Origin of the sequence: Nocardioides sp. T2.26MG-1, from assembly GCF_950101795.1 — a bacterium.
Lineage (GTDB): Bacteria > Actinomycetota > Actinomycetes > Propionibacteriales > Nocardioidaceae > Nocardioides.
Window position 1 is genome coordinate 1 of record NZ_CATNLZ010000017.1, and the last position, 18,341, is coordinate 18,341.

Sequence of the window (18,341 nt, forward strand, 5' to 3'; positions counted from 1 at the left end):
TTCTAGTTCTCCGGAGGCTTCATGACGGCGACGGGCACGCCCGCGATCGATGGCTGGTTCACGACCGGAGCCGAGCCGGTGCTGCTCGGGTCGCGGTGTACGACGTGCGGCACCGTGTTCTTCCCACGGACGGGTGGGATCTCGGGGCAGGGCTTCTGCCGCAACCCGGCCTGCTCGGGCGAGGAGTTCGAGGACGCCGAGCTCTCGCGTCGCGGGACGATCTGGTCCTACACGGACGCCCAGTACCAGCCGCCCCCGCCGTACGTCCCGCGCACCGACCCCTACGAGCCGTTCGCGCTCGCGGCCGTCGAGCTGCCCGAGGGTCTCGTCGTGCTCGGCCAGGTCGCCGACGGGTACGGCGTCGCCGACCTGCGCGTCGGTGCCGAGGCCGAGCTGGTCGTCGAGACGCTGTACGCAGACGAGGCCGGCGACCGGCTGATCTGGCGATGGAAGCCCGTCACGGAGATGGGCCAGGAGGCCGACCAGTGAGCACGAGCAAGGACGTCGCCGTCCTCGGTGTCGGCATGCACCCCTGGGGCAAGTGGGGCAGGAACTTCGTCGAGTACGGCGTGCACGCGGCCCGGGCCGCCCTCGCCGACGCGAGCGTCGACTGGCGCGACGTCGACCTCGTCGTCGGTGGCGAGACCGTGCGCAACGGCTATGGCGGCTACGTCGCCGGCGCGACGTTCGCCCAGGCGCTCGGCTGGAACGGGGCCCGGGTGGCCACGTCGTACGCCGCCTGCGCCACCGGCGCCCAGGCCCTCGACACCGCCCGCGCCCGCATCCTGGCCGGCATGTGCGAGGTGGCGCTGGTGGTCGGCGCCGACACGACCCCCAAGGGGTTCCTCGCGCCCAACGCGGGGGAGCGGTGGGACGACCCGGACTGGCTGCGGTTCCGGCTGCTCGGCATGACCAACCCGGCGTACTTCGCGATGTACGCCCGCCGCCGCATGGACCTGTACGGCGCCACCCCCGAGGACAACGCCTTGGTCAAGGTCAAGAACGCCAGGCACGGCCTGGAGAACCCCCACGCGCGCTACCGCAAGGCGGTCACCGTCGAGGACGTGCTGACCAGCGCGGTGGTGTCCGACCCGCTGCACCTGCTCGACATCTGCGCCACCTCCGACGGCGCGGCCGCGGTCGTCCTCACGTCCACCGACTACGCCCGCCGCCACGGCGTCGCGAGCCCGGTGCGGGTCAACGCGGTCTCGACGGTGACGCCGACCTTCCCCAACACGGTCCTGGACATGCCCAACCTCTCCACGGACTCCAGCCTGGCCACGGGCGTGCCGGAGCTGACGTTCAAGGAGTCGATCGGGCGCGCGGCGTACGAGGAGGCCGGCATCGACCCCGCCGACGTGAGCCTCGCCGAGGTCTACGACCTGTCCACGGCCCTCGAGCTGGACTGGATGGAGGACCTCGCGCTCTGCAAGCGCGGCGAGGCCGAGGCGCTGCTGCGCGCCGGGGACACCACGATCGGCGGCCGGATCCCGGTGAACCCGTCCGGCGGGCTCGCCTGCTTCGGCGAGGCGGTCCCCGCCCAGGCGCTGGCCCAGGTCTGCGAGGTCACCTGGCAGCTGCGCGGCCAGGCGTCCGGCCGCCAGGTCGAGGGCGCCCGCGTCGGCATCACCGCCAACCAGGGCCTGTTCGGCCACGGCTCCTCGGTGATCCTCAGCGTCTGAGCGGCGCGTGGGACGGTGGTTTCGAGGCTCGTCGCCGGCGCTCCTCGCACCTCAACCACCGGGGAGCCATCCGGCGCTGGCGCTCCTCGCACCTCAACCACCGGGGAGCCATCCGGCGCTGGCGCTCCTCGCACCNGGTGCGAAGGCCGCCAGGCCTGAGCCTCGAAACCACCGCTTCACGGCGTCGTCCACAGGTGCGCGACCGCGCCGTTGCGGCGACCCGGGCCAGACCGCAGGCTGCGCGCATGCCCTTCACCTACATCCTCCGCTGCTCGGACGGCAGCTACTACGTCGGCAGCACGTGGGACGTCGAGGCGCGGGTGTGGCAGCACAACAGCCCCGACCAGGGCGCGCTCTACACGCGGCATCGTCAGCCGGTGGAGCTGGTGTGGTGTTGCTGGTACGACTCCATCGAACAGGCCTACCTGTTCGAGAAGCAGGTGCAAGGCTGGAGCCGCGCGAAGCGTGAGGCGTTGATCAGCGGCGACTTCGGCGGGTTGCCAGACCTCGCGAGTCGTCCGTCGGTACGGCGCCGGGAGGAGGGCGGTGGTTTCGAGGCTCGTCGCTAGCGCTCCTCGCACCTCAACCACCGACCTCGCTCGTCGCTAGCGCTCCTCGCACCTCAACCACCGACCTCGCTCATCGCTGGCGCTCCTCGCACCTCAACCACCGTCCGGCGAGACCACCTTTTCGGACGGGGTTCGGTGTGAAATCGGGCGAGGTTTGGTCCCTGGCGGACGTCCTGGCGTGACCTAGGTCTCGCGACCCGTGGCAAAACGGGACCTTGGTCCCGGACGAGGGGTCCAGGGACCATGCCCGAGGACCAAGGGCCTGCCCGAAGGTCGTCACGTGGACATCCTCGACGTCGCGCGGTGGCAGTTCGGCATCACCACCGTCTACCACTTCCTGTTCGTCCCCCTCACGATCGGCCTCACGCTCCTGGTCGCGGTGATGGAGAGCTTCTGGCTCCGCACCGCGAAGCCGGAGTGGCTGCGGCTGACGAAGTTCTTCGGGAAGCTCCTCCTGATCAACTTCGCCCTCGGCCTGGTGACCGGCATCGTGCAGGAGTTCCAGTTCGGCATGAACTGGTCGGACTACTCCCGGTTCGTCGGGGACATCTTCGGGGCCCCGCTGGCCGTCGAGGCTCTGCTGGCGTTCTTCCTCGAGTCGACGTTCCTCGGGCTGTGGATCTTCGGCTGGGACCGGCTGCCACGCAAGCTCCACGCGAGCTGCATGTGGCTGGTCCACCTCGGCACGCTCGCGTCGGCCTGGTTCATCCTCGCGGCCAACTCGTGGATGCAGCACCCGGTCGGCTACGAGTACAACCCCGACACCGGCCGCGCCGAGCTGACCGACTTCTGGGCGGTGATGACCAACAAGGTCCAGCTCGTGACGTTCCCGCACGTGGTGGCATCGGCGTACATGACCTCGGCGGCCTTCATCCTCGGCATCAGCGCCTGGCTCTACGCCCGCAAGCGCTTCGAGCAGGACCGGGAGATGTACCGGATGGGCATCCGGATGGGCGCCTCGGTGGCGCTGGTCGCCGGCCTCGCGGTCGCGATCACCGGTGACATCCAGGGCAAGATCATGACCGACGTCCAGCCGATGAAGATGGCGGCGGCGGAGGCGCTCTACGAGACCGACAGCGACGGCTGCGCGCCGTTCTCCCTGTTCACGATCGGCACGCCCGACGGCAAGAGCGAGAAGTGGTCGCTGACCGTGCCGTGCGTGCTGTCGTTCCTCGCCGAGGGCGACACCGACGCCTCGGTCGAGGGCATCAACGACCTGCGTGAGCAGTACCAGCAGGAGTACGGGCAGGACCCCGGCGCGGCGTACTACTCCCCGGGCGACTTCACGCCGTACATCCCCGTCACCTACTGGTCGTTCCGCTTCATGATCGGGCTCGGCTTCCTGGTCGCCGGTGGCGCGGCGCTGGTGCTGTGGCTGACCCGCAAGGGCCGCGCCCCGACCGCGCGCTGGTTCGGTCCGGCGGTGATCTCGCTGCCGGTGATCGCCGTGCTGGCGAACTCCTTCGGCTGGATCTTCACCGAGATGGGCCGCCAGCCCTGGGCGGTGTTCGGCCTGATGACCACGGCGCACGGCGTCTCGCCGGGCGTGAGCGATCTCGAGGCCTGGATCTCGGTGATCGTGCTGACCCTGCTGTACGCCGTCCTGGCGGTGATCGAGGTCGGGCTGCTGGTCAAGTACGTCAAGAAGGGCGCCGACCCGTTCACCGAGCCCCCGGACCCGACGCTGCGCGGCGGCGACGAGGACCAGGACCGACCCATGGCGTTCGCCTACTAAGAGAGACGGATCAATGGAGCTCACCACAGTCTGGTTCACCCTGATCGCCGTCCTCTGGATCGGCTACTTCACCCTCGAGGGCTTCGACTTCGGGGTCGGCATGCTGCTGCCGGTGCTCGCCCGCGACGACCGCGAGCGCCGGATGATGATCAACACGATCGGCCCGCACTGGGACGGCAACGAGGTCTGGGTGCTGACCGCCGGTGGCGCGACGTTCGCGGCGTTCCCCGAGTGGTACGCCACGTTGTTCAGCGGGTTCTACCTGCCGCTGCTGCTGATCCTGGTCGCGCTGATCGTGCGCAACCTCGCGTTCGAGTACCGCCACCAGCGTCCCGAGCCGAGCTGGAAGGCCCGCTGGGACCTGGCGATCATCATCGGGTCCTTCCTGCCCGCGCTGCTGTGGGGCGTCGCGTTCGCCAACATCGTGCGCGGCGTGCCGATCGACGAGACCAAGGACTTCACCGGCAACCTGTTCACGCTGCTGAACCCCTTCGGCCTGCTCGGCGGCGTGGTCACCCTGCTGCTGTTCCTCACCCACGGCGCGATGTTCATCGCCCTGAAGACCGACGGCGACATCCGGCACCGCGCCCGCGCGCTGAGCGTGCAGCTCGGCCTCGGTGCGGCCCTCGCGGCCGTGGTGTTCCTGCTCTGGACCCAGATCGACACCGGCAACGTCGGCTCGGCGATCTTCTTCGTGCTCGCGGCGCTCGCGCTGGTCGGCGGCATCGTGATGGCGCGGGCCGGGCGTGAGGGCTGGGGCTTCATCGGCACGTTCGCCGCGATCGCGCTCGCGGTCGCCGGCCTGTTCGTCGCGCTGTTCCCCGACGTGATGCCCTCGACGACGGACTCGGCGTTCTCGCTGACCACCACCAACGCGGCGGCCACGCACTACACGCTCAAGGTGATGACGGTCGTCGCCGCGATCTTCACGCCCATCGTCCTCGGGTACCAGGCGTGGACGTACTGGGTCTTCCGCAAGCGGATCTCGGTGCACCACATCCCCGAGGCCGAGCTGGAGAACGCGGGCCGGTGAGGCCGGGCGACCCCCGGATCAGGCGTCAGCTCGCTCCGGCTCGCTCGCAGCTCGCGGTCGTCCTGGCCGCGGGTGTCGTGGGCAGCGTGCTGCTGGTCGCCCAGGCCTGGGTGGTCACCGAGCTCATCCTGGCCGCGCTGCACGACGGCGCGGTCGGCCGCTGGGCGGTCCTCGTGGCCCTGGTCTTCCTGGCCCGGTCGGTGACCGGGTGGACGACCGACACGATGGCCGCCCGGGCGGCCGCCGTCGTCGGCACCGACGTACGACGTCGCGTCGTGGCCGCGATCCTGCGCTCCGACGGCACCCGCTCCTCCGGCGAGCTGGCCACGCTCGCGACCCGGGGCGCGAGCGCCGCGGAGCCGTACCTCACCCGCTACGTGCCGGCGCTGGTGCTCGCCGGGGTGCTGCCGTGCGTGACGCTGGTCGCGATCGCCACCCAGGACCCGATGAGCGCGCTGATCGTGCTCTGCACGCTGCCGCTGATCCCGGTGTTCGGGATCCTGGTCGGCCTGGCCACCCAGGACCGGGCGACCTCGCAGTGGCGCGCGCTCGCGTCGCTGTCGGGCCACTTCCTCGACGTGATGCGGGGCCTGCCGACGCTGGTCGCGTTTCGCCGGGCCGAGGCGCAGTCGGCGACGATCCGGGCGGTGACCGACCGCTACCGGCGGCGCACGATGGACACGCTGCGGATCGCGTTCGCCTCGTCCGCGGTGCTCGAGCTGATCGCCACCCTCTCGGTCGCGCTGGTCGCGGTCACCGTCGGCCTGCGGCTGGCGCAGGGCCACCTCGACCTCGAGACCGCACTGGTGGTGCTGCTGCTGGCGCCGGAGGCGTACTGGCCGCTGCGGCGCGTCGGCGCGGAGTTCCACGCCGCGGCCGAGGGGGTCGCGACGTTCGAGGCCGCGAGCGAGCTCGTCGACACGCCCGACGCGACCGGTGCACGTCGGGCCGGGCCGATGTCGGTCGAGAACGTGACCGTGCTGCGTCCGGGCCGGGCGGTGCCCGCGCTCGAGGACGTGACGCTGACCGTGCCCGAGCGCGGGGTGACCGCCGTGACCGGGCCGTCCGGCTGCGGCAAGTCCACGCTCCTCGCGGTGCTGGCCGGGCTGCTGGAGCCCACCTCGGGTGCGGTGCGCGGACCGACGCGCAGCCAGATCGCGTGGCTGCCGCAGCGGCCGGTGTTCGTCGCCGGCAGCGTGGCCGACAACCTGCGGCTCGCCGTACCGGACGCGACCGACGAGCGCCTCTGGGACGCGCTGCGCCGGGTGGCCCTCGAGGAGCGGATGCGCGACCTGCCCCACGGCCTCGACACCCCCCTCGGCGAGGACGGCGCGACGCTGTCCGCGGGCGAGCGGGCCCGCCTGGCGCTGGCCCGCGTCGTGCTCGCCGACCGGCCGTGGGTGCTGCTCGACGAGCCGACCGCCCACCTCGACGCGCTGACCGAGCAGGTCGTCGCCGACACCGTCCAGGAGCTCGGCCTGACCCGCGCGGTCGTCGTGGTCGCCCACCGGCCCGCGCTGGTGGCCCTCGCCGACCGGGTCGTGGCGCTGACGCCCCCGGACGTGCCCGAGACGGTGCCGACGGTCGAGGCGGCCGCCGCCCGGCCGGTGCCCGCAGCTCCCGCGGTCGAGCCGCGGCGCCGGGGCCTGCTGCTGCCGACCCTCGTCGGCGGACTGGCCTCCGGGTCCGGCGTCGCGCTCACCGCGACCGCCGGCTGGCTCATCGTGCAGGCGTCGTACCGCCCGGCCGTGCTCACCCTGCTCGTCGCGATCGTGGCCGTGCGGACCTTCGGCCTGGCGCGGCCCGCGCTGCGGTACGTCGAGCGGCTGCGCTCCCACGACGTCGTGCTCCGGATGCTGGCCGACCGCCGTGTCGAGGTCTACGACGCCGTCGTGCCGCTCACGCCCGGCGCCCTCGGCCGACGCCGCGGTGACGTGCTGGCGGCGATCGTGGACGACGTCGACTCCGTGCTCGACCGCGAGCTGCGGGTCCGGATGCCGGTGCGCGGCGCTCTCGTCGTGGCGGTCCTGGCGGTGGCCGTGGCCGCGCTGGTCGAGCCGGTGTCGGTGCCGGTCGTCGCCGGCACCTGCCTGGTCGGCGGCGGCCTGGGCTACCTGCTGGCCCGCGCCGGCGCCACCCGCGCCGAGCAGCGGGCGGTCGCCACCCGCGCCCGGCTCTCCGACGTGGTCGTCGAGGTCACCCAGACCGCCAGCGAGCTGACCATGTGGCAGGCCGAGGAGCGCGCCCTGACCTCCGTGCGCGCCGTCAGCGGCGAGCTCGGGCGGGCCTCGGTCAGCGCGGCCACCTGGCTCGCCTGGGCGCGTGCGGTGACGCTCGCCGTATCCGGCCTGGGCGTTGCAGCGATGGCCTGGCTGCTGGCGCCGCTGGTCGCCGACGGCGCCCTGTCCGGCCCGCTGCTGGCGTTGCTGGTGCTGCTGCCGCTCGCGCTGGCCGAGGTGACGTCCTCGCTGGCCGACGCCGGGGCCCTGTCGGCCCGCACCGAGGCCGCCGAGGCGCGGCTGGCCCGGATCGCGGCCACCCCGCCGGCCGTGGCCGACCCCGAGCACCCGCAGCCCGCCGACGGCGGGGAGGAGCTGGGCGTCGAGCACGTCTGGGCGTCATGGGACGACCGGGTCGCGCTGCGCGACGTGTCGCTGGACCTGCGACCCGGCGACCGGGTGGCGGTGGTCGGCCCCACCGGGTCCGGCAAGAGCACGCTGGCCTCGCTGCTGCTGCGGTTCGTCGACCCGGCCCGCGGGACCGTCCGGCTCGGCCACCGGTCGCTGCGGGACCTGGCGCTGGACGACGTACGCCGCACCGTCGGGCTCGTCGACGACGACCCGCACGTCTTCGCCACCACCCTCGCCGAGAACGTCCGCCTGGCCCGGCCCGGCGCCACCGACGCCGACGTCGAGGACGCGCTGCGACGAGCCCGCCTGGGCGACTGGCTCGACTCGCTGCCGGCCGGGCTGGACAGCTGGCTGGGCGACGGCCACGCCGGCGTCTCGGGTGGCGAACGGGCCCGGATCGCCATCGCCCGGTCGCTGCTCGCCGACCAGCCGGTGCTGGTGCTCGACGAGCCCGCGGCGCACCTCGACGGCGCCACCGCCGAGGCCCTCGCGGCCGAGGTGCTGGGCGCCGGCGAGCGCCGTACCGTCCTCTGGATCACGCACGCGAACGCCGGTCTCGACCGGGTCGACCGCGTCCTCGACCTCGGGACTGGTAGAACGGGGGCATGAACGACTCGCCAGACGCCCCGCAGAAGATCCGCGTGTACCTCCTCGACGACCACGAGGTCGTCCGCCAGGGGCTGCGCGCGCTGCTGGAGAGCTCCGGCGACATCGAGGTCGTCGGCGAGTCCGGCTCCGCACTGGACGCCAGCCACCGCATCCCCGCCCTGCGCCCCGACGTGGCCGTGCTCGACGCCCGGCTGCCCGACGGCTCCGGCATCGAGGTGTGCCGCACGGTGCGCGCCGTCGACCCGAGCATCTCGGCGCTGATCCTCACCTCCTACGACGACGACGAGGCGCTGTTCGCGGCGATCATGGCCGGCGCCGCGGGCTACGTGCTCAAGGAGATCAAGGGCTCCGACCTGGTCTCCGCGATCCGCCAGGTCGCCGCCGGCAACTCCCTGATCGACCCGACGCTCACCGCCCGGGTGCTCGAGCGGGTGCGCAACCCACCGACGACCGCGCCCGAGCTGGCCGAGCTGACCGAGCAGGAGCTCAAGCTGCTCGCCTACATCGCCGAGGGGCTGACCAACCGCCAGATCGGCGAGCGGATGTACCTCGCCGAGAAGACCGTCAAGAACTACGTCTCCAGCATCCTCGCCAAGCTCGGCCTCGAGCGGCGCACCCAGGCCGCGGTGCTGGCCAGCAAGCTCCTCGGCAGCTGACCGTCCGGCGCGCCGCACCGCCCTGCTCGGCGCGGCACCGTCAGCGCAGGGGGACCCGCCACACGAACGACGTGCCGCGCGGCTCGCGCGGGCCGAGCTCGAACGAGCCGCCGAGGGCGTTGGCGCGGCGGCGCGCGTTGCGCAGCCCGCTCTCGGCGCTCAGGGAGCCCAGGCCGACGCCGTTGTCGAGCACGGTCAGGCGCACCTCGCGGTCGTCGACGGTGAGCTCGATCTCCGCCTGGTCAGCGGCGGCGTGCCGGGCCAGGTTGGAGAGCGCCTCGCGCAGCACCGGCAGCAGCTGCTCACGGATCTCGGGAGGTACGGCGGTGTCCACGGGCCCGGTGGTCTGCACGGTCGGGTCGAACTTCAGCAGCGGCGCGTACTCCCGCGCCAGCTGACGCAGGTCGGCGCGCAGCGACGGCGCGTGGCCGCGGTGCTGGAGCTCGAAGATCGTGCCGCGGATGTCCTTGATGGTCATGTCGAGCGCCTCGACGGCCTGGTCGATCCGCTCGGTCACGTCGGGGCTGGTCGCCATCGAGCCGGCGCCCTGCAGCTGGAGGCCGGTCGCGAAGAGCCGCTGGATCACCAGGTCGTGGAGGTCGCGGGCGATCCGCTCGCGGTCGGAGGTGACGGCGAGCTCGGCGCGGTCCTCGATCGCCTGGGCGCGGTCCAGCGCCAGCCCGGCCTGGTCGGCGAAGGACGCGAGCAGCGCCCGCTCCTCGAACGGCAGGGGTGCGGTCCCGCCCTCGAAGAGGATCACGAGCAGGCCGCTGCCGACCAGGTGGGTGCGCAGCGGGACGAGGAGGGCCTCCAGGCCCCCGATGCTCAGGTCGACCGGCGAGGCGTCGCCCCGCGGCCACACCTCGTCGCCGAGCAGCTCGAGCGCGTCCTCGACCTGCTCCTCGTCGGCGTCGTCCACCGCGGTGGTGTGCACGGGCACGCCGTTGTCGAGCCGGAGCACCGAGGCGGCCAGCGCCCGGGTCATCGAGCGGGCCGACCGGGCGACCTGGCTCAGGGCCCGGCCCAGCTCGATCGGCGGCTGCAGGGTCTCGGACAGCTCGGCGGACGCCTCGAGCCACTGCCGGCGGCGCTCGCTGAGGCCGTAGGCGCGGGCGTTGTCGATGACGAACCCGGCCGTGGTCGCGAGCGCCTCCACGAGCAGCTGGTCCTGGCTGGTGAACGGTCCGCCGCCGGCCTTCTCGGTGAGGTAGAGGTTGCCGAACACCGTGCCCCGGATCCGGACCGGGACCCCCAGGAACGAGCGCATCGGCGGGTGGTGCGGCGGGAAGCCGGCGGACTTCGGGTGCTCGGACAGGTCGCCGAGCCGCAGCGGCTCGGGGTCCTGGATGAGCAGGCCGAGGATCCCGCGGCCGAGCGGCGGGTCGCCGATGTCCGCGCGGTGCGGGCCGTTGATGCCGGTCGTCACGAACTCGACGAGCAGCGCGTCGCTGCCGACGACGCCCAGGGCGCCGTACTGCGCGTCGGTGAGCTGGGTCGCGGCCTCGACGATCCGGGACAGCACGGCGTGCAGGTCCAGGTCGGACGAGATCGCGGAGACGGCCTGGAGCAGGGCGCGGGTGGACGCGGACAGCGCCTCGTCGTGCTCGGTCGTCACGGAGCCAGTCTGCCGCAGCGGCGGTCGCTCACCGGGCGGCCGACCGCCGGGCAGCCGGTCACCGGGAGCCGATCAGAGGGAGCGCCGGACGGGCAGCGCCGCCTCGACGTCCCAGCCGGAGCCGATGCGCCGTCCGGAGATCTCACTCCAGCGCAGCCGCAGGTGCAGGCTCCGGGCGCCGGAGGCCCAGGGGCGCGGCTCCCAGACGGCGCGGATGTGCTCGAGCTCCTCGGCGTCGGAGACCACCTCGCCCCGGCCGCGGGCCACCACGCTCCAGCCCCGCTGCCGGTCGTGGTCGAACTGGTCGACCTCGAAGGCGAGCATGCTGTCCCGGCCGTAGGTGCCGAGCACGCTGTACGGCGAGGTGCGCACGACGATCGTGTCGTCGACCACCGAATAGTTGACCGGCACGATGTGGGGTCCGTTCGGGGAGGACAGCGCGATCCTGCCGCCGACGCCGGCGCGCAGCAACCGCTCGCACTCCTCGCGGCTCAGGTCGATCGCTTCCGGCACGGTGGCCCCCTCGGGTGATTTCTGTGGGTGCTCCATGCTGTCCACGGGGCCGCTGCGGTCAGCAGGGCCGATGGTCCTGACATGCGGGGCCTTCGGCGCTACTCGCTCCGGACCCCTCGGCGCACGGTGGAGCTATGGAGACCACTGCGATTCCCGCGGGGACCATCGTCGTCGGCACGGACGGCTCACCGTCCGCCGAGCGGGCCCTCGACTGGGCGATCGACCAGGCGCTGCTGGAGTCCCGGCAACTCACCCTGGCCCACGGCGTGGACCCCTCCGGGTCCGTCTGGGTGGACCCCGCCGGAGTCGACCACCGCGCAGTGCTCGACGCCCTCCACGACGACGCGGTCGTGACGCTCGCCCACGCCCGCGAGCAGATCGCCCGCCGGGCACCGGGTCTCGTGGTGCACGAGGTGATCCGGATGTCCGACGCCCGCGTGACGCTCCTCGAGCTCTCCGAGGACGCGGCGATGGTGATCGTGGGCTCGCGCGGCCGCGGCCCGATCAAGAGCCTGCTGCTCGGCTCGGTGAGCCTCGCGGTGTCCCGGGAGGCGCGCTGCCCCGTCCTCGTGGTCCGGCCCAGCCAGGAGGGCGTCGTACGCAACGGCGTCCTGGTCGGTGCCGACGGCAGCGAGCGCTCGCTCGGGACCGTCGAGTTCGCCTACCGGCAGGCCTCGCTGCGCCAGCTCCCGCTCACCGTCATGCACTGCTTCTGGGACGCCCGCCCCGGCACCGAGGAGGAGCCGGTCGCCAGCGACGTGCGGCTCGAGCTGGCGGAGTCCATCGCCGGCCTCGGTGAGAAGTTCCCCGAGGTCCAGGCCCGCACCGAGCTGGTGCGCGGCATGGCCGACGAGCGGCTGGTCCGGGCCTCGCAGCGGATGGACCTCGTGGTCGTCGGCGCCCACCACGGCGGCACGCTCACCACGCTGCTCTACGGCTCGATCGCCAACGCGGTGCTCGAGCACGCCACCTGCCCGGTCGCGATCGTTCCGGAGCCGGAGGACTGACCGTGGACGCGGTGTCGACCGTGATGTCGCGCCGTGTGGTCGCGATCCGGTCCGACTGCGACCTCTCGGTCGCCGTCGACACGTTCCTGGCCTCGGCGGTGCGGCACCTGGTCGTCGTCGACCCGGACCGCACGGTCCGCGGCCTGCTGTCGGTCGAGCAGGTGCTCGCCGCGCTGGGCCGGCCGGGCTGGCCGGGGCGGGTCGGTGACCAGGCGCTCGTCGAGCCGGCCCGGGTGCGTCCGGACGACGACCTGGGCCGGGCCGCCGAGGCGATGCTCGACCAGCTCGTGGACGCGGTCGTGGTCGCCGACGAGACCGGCCGCGTGGTCGGGATCCTGACCTGGGGGGACATGGTCACCCACATCGCCAGCCGGCACCTGGCCGACGGCGGCCGGGAGTCGGTCCGGCCCTGACCGAGCGTCACCCGCGGTCGAGCTCGCCGTCGACGTACACCCAGCGGCCGCCGCGCCGCTCGAACCTGCTGCGCTCGCGCAGCTCGCCGGGCACCCCCGCGCGCTCGTACGACGCCACGAACTCGACCCAGTCCTCGCCCGATCCCACGATGGTCAGCCCGGTCCAGGTCAGGGCGGGGTCGCCGGCCAGGTCGTCGGGGCGGGTGCGCGGGTGCCAGGTCCGGAACACGTAGTCGGTGTCCCCGACCGCGTACGCCGCGTAGCGCGAGCGCATCAGCTCCTCGGCGGTCTCGGCCTGCGCCGCGCCCCGGTGCAGCCGCCCGCAGCAGGCGTCGTACGCCGTGCCGGAGCCGCACGGGCAGGTCGGCTGGAACGTCACGCCCCGAGCCTAGATGCCGTTGGGTGTCCTAACCGGAGACCTGGCCCGTTTGTTGGTCGCGTGAGTAGCGTGGGTGTGTGACCTCGGCTCCTTCCCCGAAGACGGTCGGCGAGCTCCGCGCCTCCGGCCACGTCCACAGGCACCTGCGTCAGGAGGTGCGGGACAACCTCCTGGCTGCGCTGCGCGAGGGCCGCGACCCGTGGCCCGGCCTGCACGGCTTCGACGACACGGTGATCCCGCAGCTCGAGCGGGCCCTGATCGCCGGCCACGACGTCGTGCTCCTCGGCGAGCGCGGCCAGGGCAAGACCCGGCTGCTGCGCACGCTGGTCGGGCTGCTCGACGAGTGGACGCCGGTGATCGACGGCTCCGAGCTCGGCGAGCACCCCTACGACCCGATCACCCACCTGTCCCGGCGCCGGGCCGCCGAGCTGGGCGACGAGCTGCCGGTGTCGTGGCGGCACCGCTCGGAGCGCTACTCCGAGAAGCTCGCGACCCCCGACACCTCGGTCGCGGACCTGATCGGCGACGTCGACCCGATGAAGGTCGCCGAGGGTCGCTCGCTCGGTGACCCCGAGACCATCCACTTCGGCCTGATCCCGCGCAGCCACCGCGGGATCGTGGCGATCAACGAGCTGCCCGACCTCGCCGAGCGGATCCAGGTCGCGATGCTCAACGTGATGGAGGAGCGCGACATCCAGATCCGTGGCTACGTACTGCGGCTGCCGCTCGACGTGCTCGTGGTCGCCAGCGCCAACCCGGAGGACTACACCAACCGCGGCCGGATCATCACCCCGCTCAAGGACCGCTTCGGCGCGGAGATCCGCACGCACTACCCGACCGAGCTCGAGGACGAGATCGCGGTGATCCGCCAGGAGGCCGACCTGGTCGCCGAGGTGCCCGACGCGCTCGTCGAGATCCTCGCCCGGTTCACCCGGGCGCTGCGGGAGTCCAACGCCGTCGACCAGCGCTCGGGCGTCTCCGCGCGGTTCGCGATCGCGGGCGCCGAGACCATCGCCGCGTCGGCGCTGCACCGGGCCACCTCGCAGGGCGAGGACGCCGCGGTGGCGCGGGTCGTCGACCTCGAGACCGCGGTCGACGTGCTCGGCGGCAAGATCGAGTTCGAGAGCGGCGAGGAGGGCCGGGAGACCGAGATCCTCAACCACCTGCTGCGCACCTCGACCGCCGAGACCGTGCGCCACCACTTCCGGGGCGTCGACTTCGCGCTGCTGGTGTCCGCGATCGAGAACGGCGCGATGGTCACCACCGGCGAGCAGGTCACCGCCCGCGACTTCCTCACCGGCCTGCCGGTGCTGGGGGAGTCCGAGCTGTACGACGAGGTCTGCGACCGGCTCGAGGCGACCAACGACGGCGAGCGCGCGTGCGCGATCGAGCTCGCGCTCGAGGGTCTCTACCTGGCCCGCAAGATCAGCAAGGACGCCGACGGCACGGAGACCGTCTATGGCTGAGGTCCACGTCGACGTGCGGGTCGCCGCCGGCTCGCGGGCCGCGGCCGTGGCGCCGGCGTTCGTCGTGCCGCACCAGTGGACCGACGGCGGGATCGCCGTCGAAGGCGGCGGCACGGGCGCCCACCTTCTGCTCACCGCGGTGGGCTGTTGCGTGCTCAACGACCTCTACCGGGAGGCGCAGTCGCGGGTGGTGCTGGACGGTGTGCTCGTCGAGGTCGGCGGCGACTTCGACACCGAGACGTGGGCGACGACCGCGGTGGCCTACGACGTCACGGTCGACACGGCTGAGGCCGAGGACGTCGTGGCGCGCCTCGTCGACGCGGTGGACTCGGTCGCGGAGATCCCTCGCGTGCTGCGCGGTGAGGTGAGGGTGACCAGGCGATGAAGAACCGCACCAGGTTCCGGCGGTACGACGGCGGGCCCGACCCGCTGGCGCCGCCCGTCGACCTCGCCGAGGCGCTCGACGCCATCGGCGAGGAGGTGATGGCCGGCTACTCCCCGGAGCGGGCGATGCGCGAGTTCCTGCGGCGCGGCGGCCGCGACCAGGCCGGCCTCGACGAGCTGGCCCGGCGGGTCGCCGAGCGGCGCCGCGAGCTGACCCAGCGGCACAACCTCGACGGCACGCTCCAGGAGGTCCGCGAGCTGCTCGACCACGCGCTGCTCGAGGAGCGCAAGCAGCTCGCCCGTGACGCGATGATGGACGACGCCGACCGGGCGTTCCGCGAGATGCAGCTCGACGGCCTCCCCCCGTCGACGTCGGCGGCGGTGAGCGAGCTGTCGTCGTACGACTGGCAGAGCCGCGAGGCCCGCGAGGACTACGAGAAGATCAAGGACCTGCTCGGCCGCGAGCTGCTCGACCAGCGCTTCGCCGGCATGAAGCAGGCGCTGGAGAACGCCACCGACGAGGACCGTGCCGCGGTCAACGAGATGCTCCAGGACCTCAACGGGCTGCTCGACAAGCACCGCCGCGGTGAGGACACCCAGGCCGACTTCGACGAGTTCATGGCCAAGCACGGCGACTTCTTTCCCGAGAACCCGCAGAACGTCGACGAGCTGCTCGACTCGCTCGCCCAGCGCTCGGCCGCCGCCCAGCGGATGCTCAACTCGATGAGCGCCGAGCAGCGTGAGGAGCTCATGCAGCTCTCCGCGCAGGCGTTCGGCTCCTCGGAGCTGATGGAGTCGCTCAACCAGCTCGACGCCAACCTCCAGGCGCTGCGCCCGGGCGAGGACTGGGGCGGCTCGGAGCGGATGGACGGCCAGGAGGGCCTCGGCCTCGGCGACGGCACCGGGGTGTTCCAGGACCTCGCCGACCTCGACGAGCTCGCCGAGCAGCTCTCGCAGTCGTACGGCGGCGCCCGGATGGACGACCTCGACCTCGACAAGCTGGCCCGCCAGCTCGGCGACGAGGCCGCCGTCGACGCCCGCACCCTGCAACGGCTCGAGCAGGCGCTGCGCGACTCCGGGTACCTGAAGCGGGGCACCGACGGCCAGCTGCGGCTCTCGCCCAAGGCGATGCGCCAGCTCGGCAAGGCGCTGCTGCGCGACGTCGCCGAGCGGATGTCCGGACGGCAGGGCCAGCGCGACCTGCGCCGGGCGGGGGCGGCCGGCGACCTGTCCGGCGCGACCCGTGAGTGGGCGTACGGCGACACCGAGCCCTGGCACGTGCCCCGCACGATGCTCAACGGCGTGCTCCGCCGCGCCGGCGACCCGTCGGCGCCGCTGCTGAGCATCGACGACGTCGAGGTGCAGGAGACCGAGGCTCGCACCCAGGCCGCGGTCGCGCTGCTGGTCGACACGTCGTTCTCGATGGCGATGGACGGCCGCTGGGTGCCGATGAAGCGCACCGCGCTCGCGCTGCACACGCTGATCCGCTCGCGCTTCCGCGGCGACGCCCTGCAGTTGATCGGCTTCGGCCGGCACGCCGAGGTGATGGAGATCGAGGAGCTCACCGCGCTCGACGCCCGGTGGGACAAGGGCACCAACCTCCACCACGCCCTGCTGCTCGCCAACCGGCACTTCCGCAAGCACCCCAATGCCCAGCCGGTGCTGCTGATCGTCACCGACGGCGAGCCGACCTCGCACCTCGAGCCCGACGGCGAGGTCTACTTCTCCTACCCGCCGCACCCGCTGACCGTGGCGTACGCCGTACGCGAGCTGGAGGCCGCCGGACGGCTCGGGGCACAGACGACCTTCTTCCGGCTCGGCGAGGACCCGGGGCTGGCGCGGTTCATCGACCAGATGGCCCGTCGCGTCGAGGGGCGGGTGGTCGCCCCGGAGCTCGACGACCTGGGCGCCGCGGTCGTCGGGTCCTACCTGGGCTCGCGCGCGCCCGGCCGGGGTGACGGCGGGTTCGGCGGCTACGGCGACTGGTTCGGCGGCCGCGGGTTCTGGGTCGGGGACTAAACCCCGGCCCGTGGGTGGTTCTGGTGATGGCGACCGCGTTGCCGGGAGCCAGGGTCCCGAGGGCGGCCAGCGCTCCGAGACCGACCCGACCAGACCGCCGGAGATCGAGGTCCACGACATGAGAGCAGTCATCGCCGCCGAGCCCGGCGGCCCCGAGGTGTTGCGCGCCGCCGACCTGCCCGACCCGGAGCCCGGCCCCGGTCACGTCCGAGTCGCCGTCGAGGTCGCGGCGATCTCCTTCATCGACACGCTGATCCGTGCGGGTAGCCCCATCGCGCCACCAGCGTCGTTCCCACTCGTGCCTGGCAACGGCGTCGCCGGCGTGGTCGATCGGATCGGCACGGAGGTCGACGCCGCCTGGATCGGCGTCCGCGTCGTCACCGCCACCGGAGGCACCGGTGGCTACGCCGAGAGCGCCCTTGCGCGGGTAGCCGACCTGCACCGCGTCCCCGACGGGCTCGGCCTGCCGGAAGCGGCCGCCCTGCTCGCCGACGGTCGCACCGCTGTCGGTCTGCACCGAGCCGCGGGCATCCGCCCGGGCGAGACCGTCGTCGTCACCGCCGCAGCCGGCGGGGTGGGCAGCCTCCTGGTCCAGCTCGCCACCGGTTCGGGCGCCCAGGTCATCGCCCTGGCCGGCAGTGACTCCAAGCTCGACCACGCCCGTCGCCTCGGCGCGGCCATCTCCGTGAACTACCGCGACCCCGACTGGACGACGCACCTCGACAGCGCGGCGCCTGCCGGGGTGGACGTCGTCTTCGACGGGATCGGCGCCGACACCACCACGGCCCTGTCCTCCCGGGTCCGCCCCGGTGGGCGGTATGTGCAGCACGGTGCGGCGGGCGGGAGCTGGGGCACCGTCGACGTCGCCACCGCTGCCGACCGGCGCTTCACGGTCATCCCTCTCTCCGCGATCGGCGGCACCCCGGACGAGCTGTTCTCCCTCACCGAGCAGGCCCTCGACCTCGCCGTCCACGGGACGATCCGGCCCACGATCGGGCAGACCTTCCCGCTCGACCAGGCCGCCGCCGCCCATGCGGCCATCGGGTCCCGCGCCACGACGGGAAAGACGCTCCTGCTCCCGGCTGCGGCACTCACGTAGCCGCCCGGTTGAGGAGCCCGGCGGGCTGCGGGCGCGCCGCTGGTCCCGCTTCCCGGTTTTCGAGGAAGGGTGGTTGCGGTTCGCTGTGGTTGCGGCGGCATGGTGACGGCCCGCGGTCGGGTTGCGGGCGCGTCGGGGCCCGGGTGCTGTGGTGAAGGTCGAAGACGTTCGGCTTATGTCCGTCTGGTGAAGGCGACCTTCCCGCCGGGGAGCTTGGCCATCGTGTACGCCGGGTCGTGTGCCCTCGCGTGGTGCTTGGGGCACAGGAGGCGGGCGTGTTCGATGTCGGTCTTGCCGCCTTGGGCCCAAGAGGGGTCGTGGTGGGTGTGACAGAGGCCGGGTGGCCATTCACAGCCGTCGGCGGTGCAGTGCTTGTCGCGGTGGGCGATGGCGATCCTCTGGGTCTTGGTGTGGAAGCGGCGGGTGCGGCCGAGGTCGAGGACTTCGGAGGTGCCGCCGAGGACGAGGGGGAGGATCCCGGCCTCACAGGCCATCCGTCGGGCCTGGCCGGGGGAGATGACGGCGCCGGTGT

General features: G+C 73.0%; 17 protein-coding genes. 13 read left to right on the forward strand and 4 right to left on the reverse strand.

Features of this window, described 5'->3' with window-relative positions; genetic code table 11:
* Positions 1 to 21 precede the first annotated feature (21 nt).
* The 7 genes from QQZ14_RS12660 to QQZ14_RS12690 all read left to right on the forward strand — a co-directional run bounded on the left by QQZ14_RS12660 (position 22) and on the right by QQZ14_RS12690 (position 8,914).
* Positions 22 to 489, forward strand: coding sequence for a Zn-ribbon domain-containing OB-fold protein (locus QQZ14_RS12660; protein ID WP_284534681.1), 468 nt, complete (start codon positions 22 to 24; stop codon positions 487 to 489).
* Entirely contained in the window at positions 486 to 1,682 is a 1,197-nt protein-coding gene (locus tag QQZ14_RS12665; RefSeq protein ID WP_284534682.1) for a lipid-transfer protein, read from the forward strand. The genes QQZ14_RS12660 and QQZ14_RS12665 overlap by 4 nt, the downstream gene beginning before the upstream one ends.
* 245 nt (positions 1,683 to 1,927) lie before the next feature.
* Complete coding sequence (locus QQZ14_RS12670; protein WP_284534697.1) at positions 1,928 to 2,251, forward strand: GIY-YIG nuclease family protein; 324 nt, start codon at positions 1,928 to 1,930, stop codon at positions 2,249 to 2,251.
* 280 nt (positions 2,252 to 2,531) lie between these two features.
* Complete coding sequence (locus QQZ14_RS12675; protein ID WP_284534683.1) at positions 2,532 to 3,986, forward strand: cytochrome ubiquinol oxidase subunit I; 1,455 nt, start codon at positions 2,532 to 2,534, stop codon at positions 3,984 to 3,986.
* A gap of 13 nt (positions 3,987 to 3,999) precedes the next feature.
* Complete coding sequence (cydB, locus tag QQZ14_RS12680) at positions 4,000 to 5,019, forward strand: cytochrome d ubiquinol oxidase subunit II (protein WP_284534684.1); 1,020 nt, start codon at positions 4,000 to 4,002, stop codon at positions 5,017 to 5,019.
* The gene (gene cydD, locus QQZ14_RS12685) at positions 5,016 to 8,258 is read left to right on the forward strand and encodes a thiol reductant ABC exporter subunit CydD (protein ID WP_284534685.1); all 3,243 of its coding nucleotides are present in this window, start codon (positions 5,016 to 5,018) and stop codon (positions 8,256 to 8,258) included. Before cydB ends, cydD begins: the two co-directional genes overlap by 4 nt.
* On the forward strand, positions 8,255 to 8,914 hold the full coding sequence (locus tag QQZ14_RS12690; RefSeq protein WP_284534686.1) for a response regulator: 660 nt from the start codon (positions 8,255 to 8,257) through the stop codon (positions 8,912 to 8,914). Before cydD ends, QQZ14_RS12690 begins: the two co-directional genes overlap by 4 nt.
* 40 nt (positions 8,915 to 8,954) lie before the next feature.
* On the opposite strand, the gene QQZ14_RS12695 is transcribed toward QQZ14_RS12690, so the two are convergent.
* Complete coding sequence (locus QQZ14_RS12695; protein WP_284534687.1) at positions 8,955 to 10,529, reverse strand: sensor histidine kinase; 1,575 nt, start codon at positions 10,527 to 10,529, stop codon at positions 8,955 to 8,957.
* Positions 10,530 to 10,601: 72 nt separating this feature from the next.
* Entirely contained in the window at positions 10,602 to 11,042 is a 441-nt protein-coding gene (locus QQZ14_RS12700) for a pyridoxamine 5'-phosphate oxidase family protein (RefSeq protein WP_284534688.1), read from the reverse strand.
* A 134-nt stretch (positions 11,043 to 11,176) separates the two neighbouring features.
* Here QQZ14_RS12700 and QQZ14_RS12705 point away from each other — a divergent pair, with 134 nt between their 5' ends.
* Together QQZ14_RS12705 and QQZ14_RS12710 are read left to right on the forward strand one after the other, a co-directional pair.
* The gene (locus QQZ14_RS12705) at positions 11,177 to 12,049 is read left to right on the forward strand and encodes a universal stress protein (RefSeq protein WP_284534689.1); all 873 of its coding nucleotides are present in this window, start codon (positions 11,177 to 11,179) and stop codon (positions 12,047 to 12,049) included.
* A gap of 2 nt (positions 12,050 to 12,051) precedes the next feature.
* Positions 12,052 to 12,462, forward strand: coding sequence for a CBS domain-containing protein (locus tag QQZ14_RS12710; protein ID WP_284534690.1), 411 nt, complete (start codon positions 12,052 to 12,054; stop codon positions 12,460 to 12,462).
* Between the two features lie 7 nt (positions 12,463 to 12,469).
* Here the strand turns inward: QQZ14_RS12710 and QQZ14_RS12715 are convergent, their stop codons facing one another.
* Complete coding sequence (locus QQZ14_RS12715; protein ID WP_284534691.1) at positions 12,470 to 12,841, reverse strand: YchJ family protein; 372 nt, start codon at positions 12,839 to 12,841, stop codon at positions 12,470 to 12,472.
* A gap of 77 nt (positions 12,842 to 12,918) precedes the next feature.
* On the opposite strand from QQZ14_RS12715, the gene QQZ14_RS12720 reads away from it, so the two are divergent.
* From QQZ14_RS12720 to QQZ14_RS12735, 4 genes are all read left to right on the forward strand, one after another.
* On the forward strand, positions 12,919 to 14,307 hold the full coding sequence (locus QQZ14_RS12720; protein WP_284534692.1) for an ATP-binding protein: 1,389 nt from the start codon (positions 12,919 to 12,921) through the stop codon (positions 14,305 to 14,307).
* Positions 14,300 to 14,692 (forward strand): OsmC family protein, encoded by a 393-nt coding sequence (locus tag QQZ14_RS12725; protein ID WP_284534693.1) that lies wholly within the window; start codon positions 14,300 to 14,302, stop codon positions 14,690 to 14,692. Before QQZ14_RS12720 ends, QQZ14_RS12725 begins: the two co-directional genes overlap by 8 nt.
* Entirely contained in the window at positions 14,689 to 16,710 is a 2,022-nt protein-coding gene (locus tag QQZ14_RS12730; protein WP_284534694.1) for a vWA domain-containing protein, read from the forward strand. The genes QQZ14_RS12725 and QQZ14_RS12730 overlap by 4 nt, the downstream gene beginning before the upstream one ends.
* Before the next feature lie 118 nt (positions 16,711 to 16,828).
* Positions 16,829 to 17,809, forward strand: coding sequence for a zinc-binding dehydrogenase (locus QQZ14_RS12735; RefSeq protein WP_284534695.1), 981 nt, complete (start codon positions 16,829 to 16,831; stop codon positions 17,807 to 17,809).
* 173 nt (positions 17,810 to 17,982) lie between these two features.
* On the opposite strand, the gene QQZ14_RS12740 is transcribed toward QQZ14_RS12735, so the two are convergent.
* Positions 17,983 to 18,341, reverse strand: a 359-nt coding sequence (locus tag QQZ14_RS12740; protein ID WP_284534696.1) for an HNH endonuclease signature motif containing protein, incomplete at its 5' end; no start/stop codon positions are given.

Excerpts from the sequence above, each read along its gene's own strand:
- QQZ14_RS12660 (WP_284534681.1), top strand. The coding sequence starts at position 22 with ATGACGGCGACGGGCACGCCCGCGATCGATGGCTGGTTCACGACCGGA.
- QQZ14_RS12670 (WP_284534697.1), top strand. The coding sequence starts at position 1,928 with ATGCCCTTCACCTACATCCTCCGCTGCTCGGACGGCAGCTACTACGTC.
- cydB (WP_284534684.1), top strand. The coding sequence starts at position 4,000 with ATGGAGCTCACCACAGTCTGGTTCACCCTGATCGCCGTCCTCTGGATC.
- QQZ14_RS12690 (WP_284534686.1), top strand. The coding sequence starts at position 8,255 with ATGAACGACTCGCCAGACGCCCCGCAGAAGATCCGCGTGTACCTCCTC.
- QQZ14_RS12705 (WP_284534689.1), top strand. The coding sequence starts at position 11,177 with ATGGAGACCACTGCGATTCCCGCGGGGACCATCGTCGTCGGCACGGAC.
- QQZ14_RS12725 (WP_284534693.1), top strand. The coding sequence starts at position 14,300 with ATGGCTGAGGTCCACGTCGACGTGCGGGTCGCCGCCGGCTCGCGGGCC.
- QQZ14_RS12730 (WP_284534694.1), top strand. The coding sequence starts at position 14,689 with ATGAAGAACCGCACCAGGTTCCGGCGGTACGACGGCGGGCCCGACCCG.
- QQZ14_RS12735 (WP_284534695.1), top strand. The coding sequence starts at position 16,829 with ATGAGAGCAGTCATCGCCGCCGAGCCCGGCGGCCCCGAGGTGTTGCGC.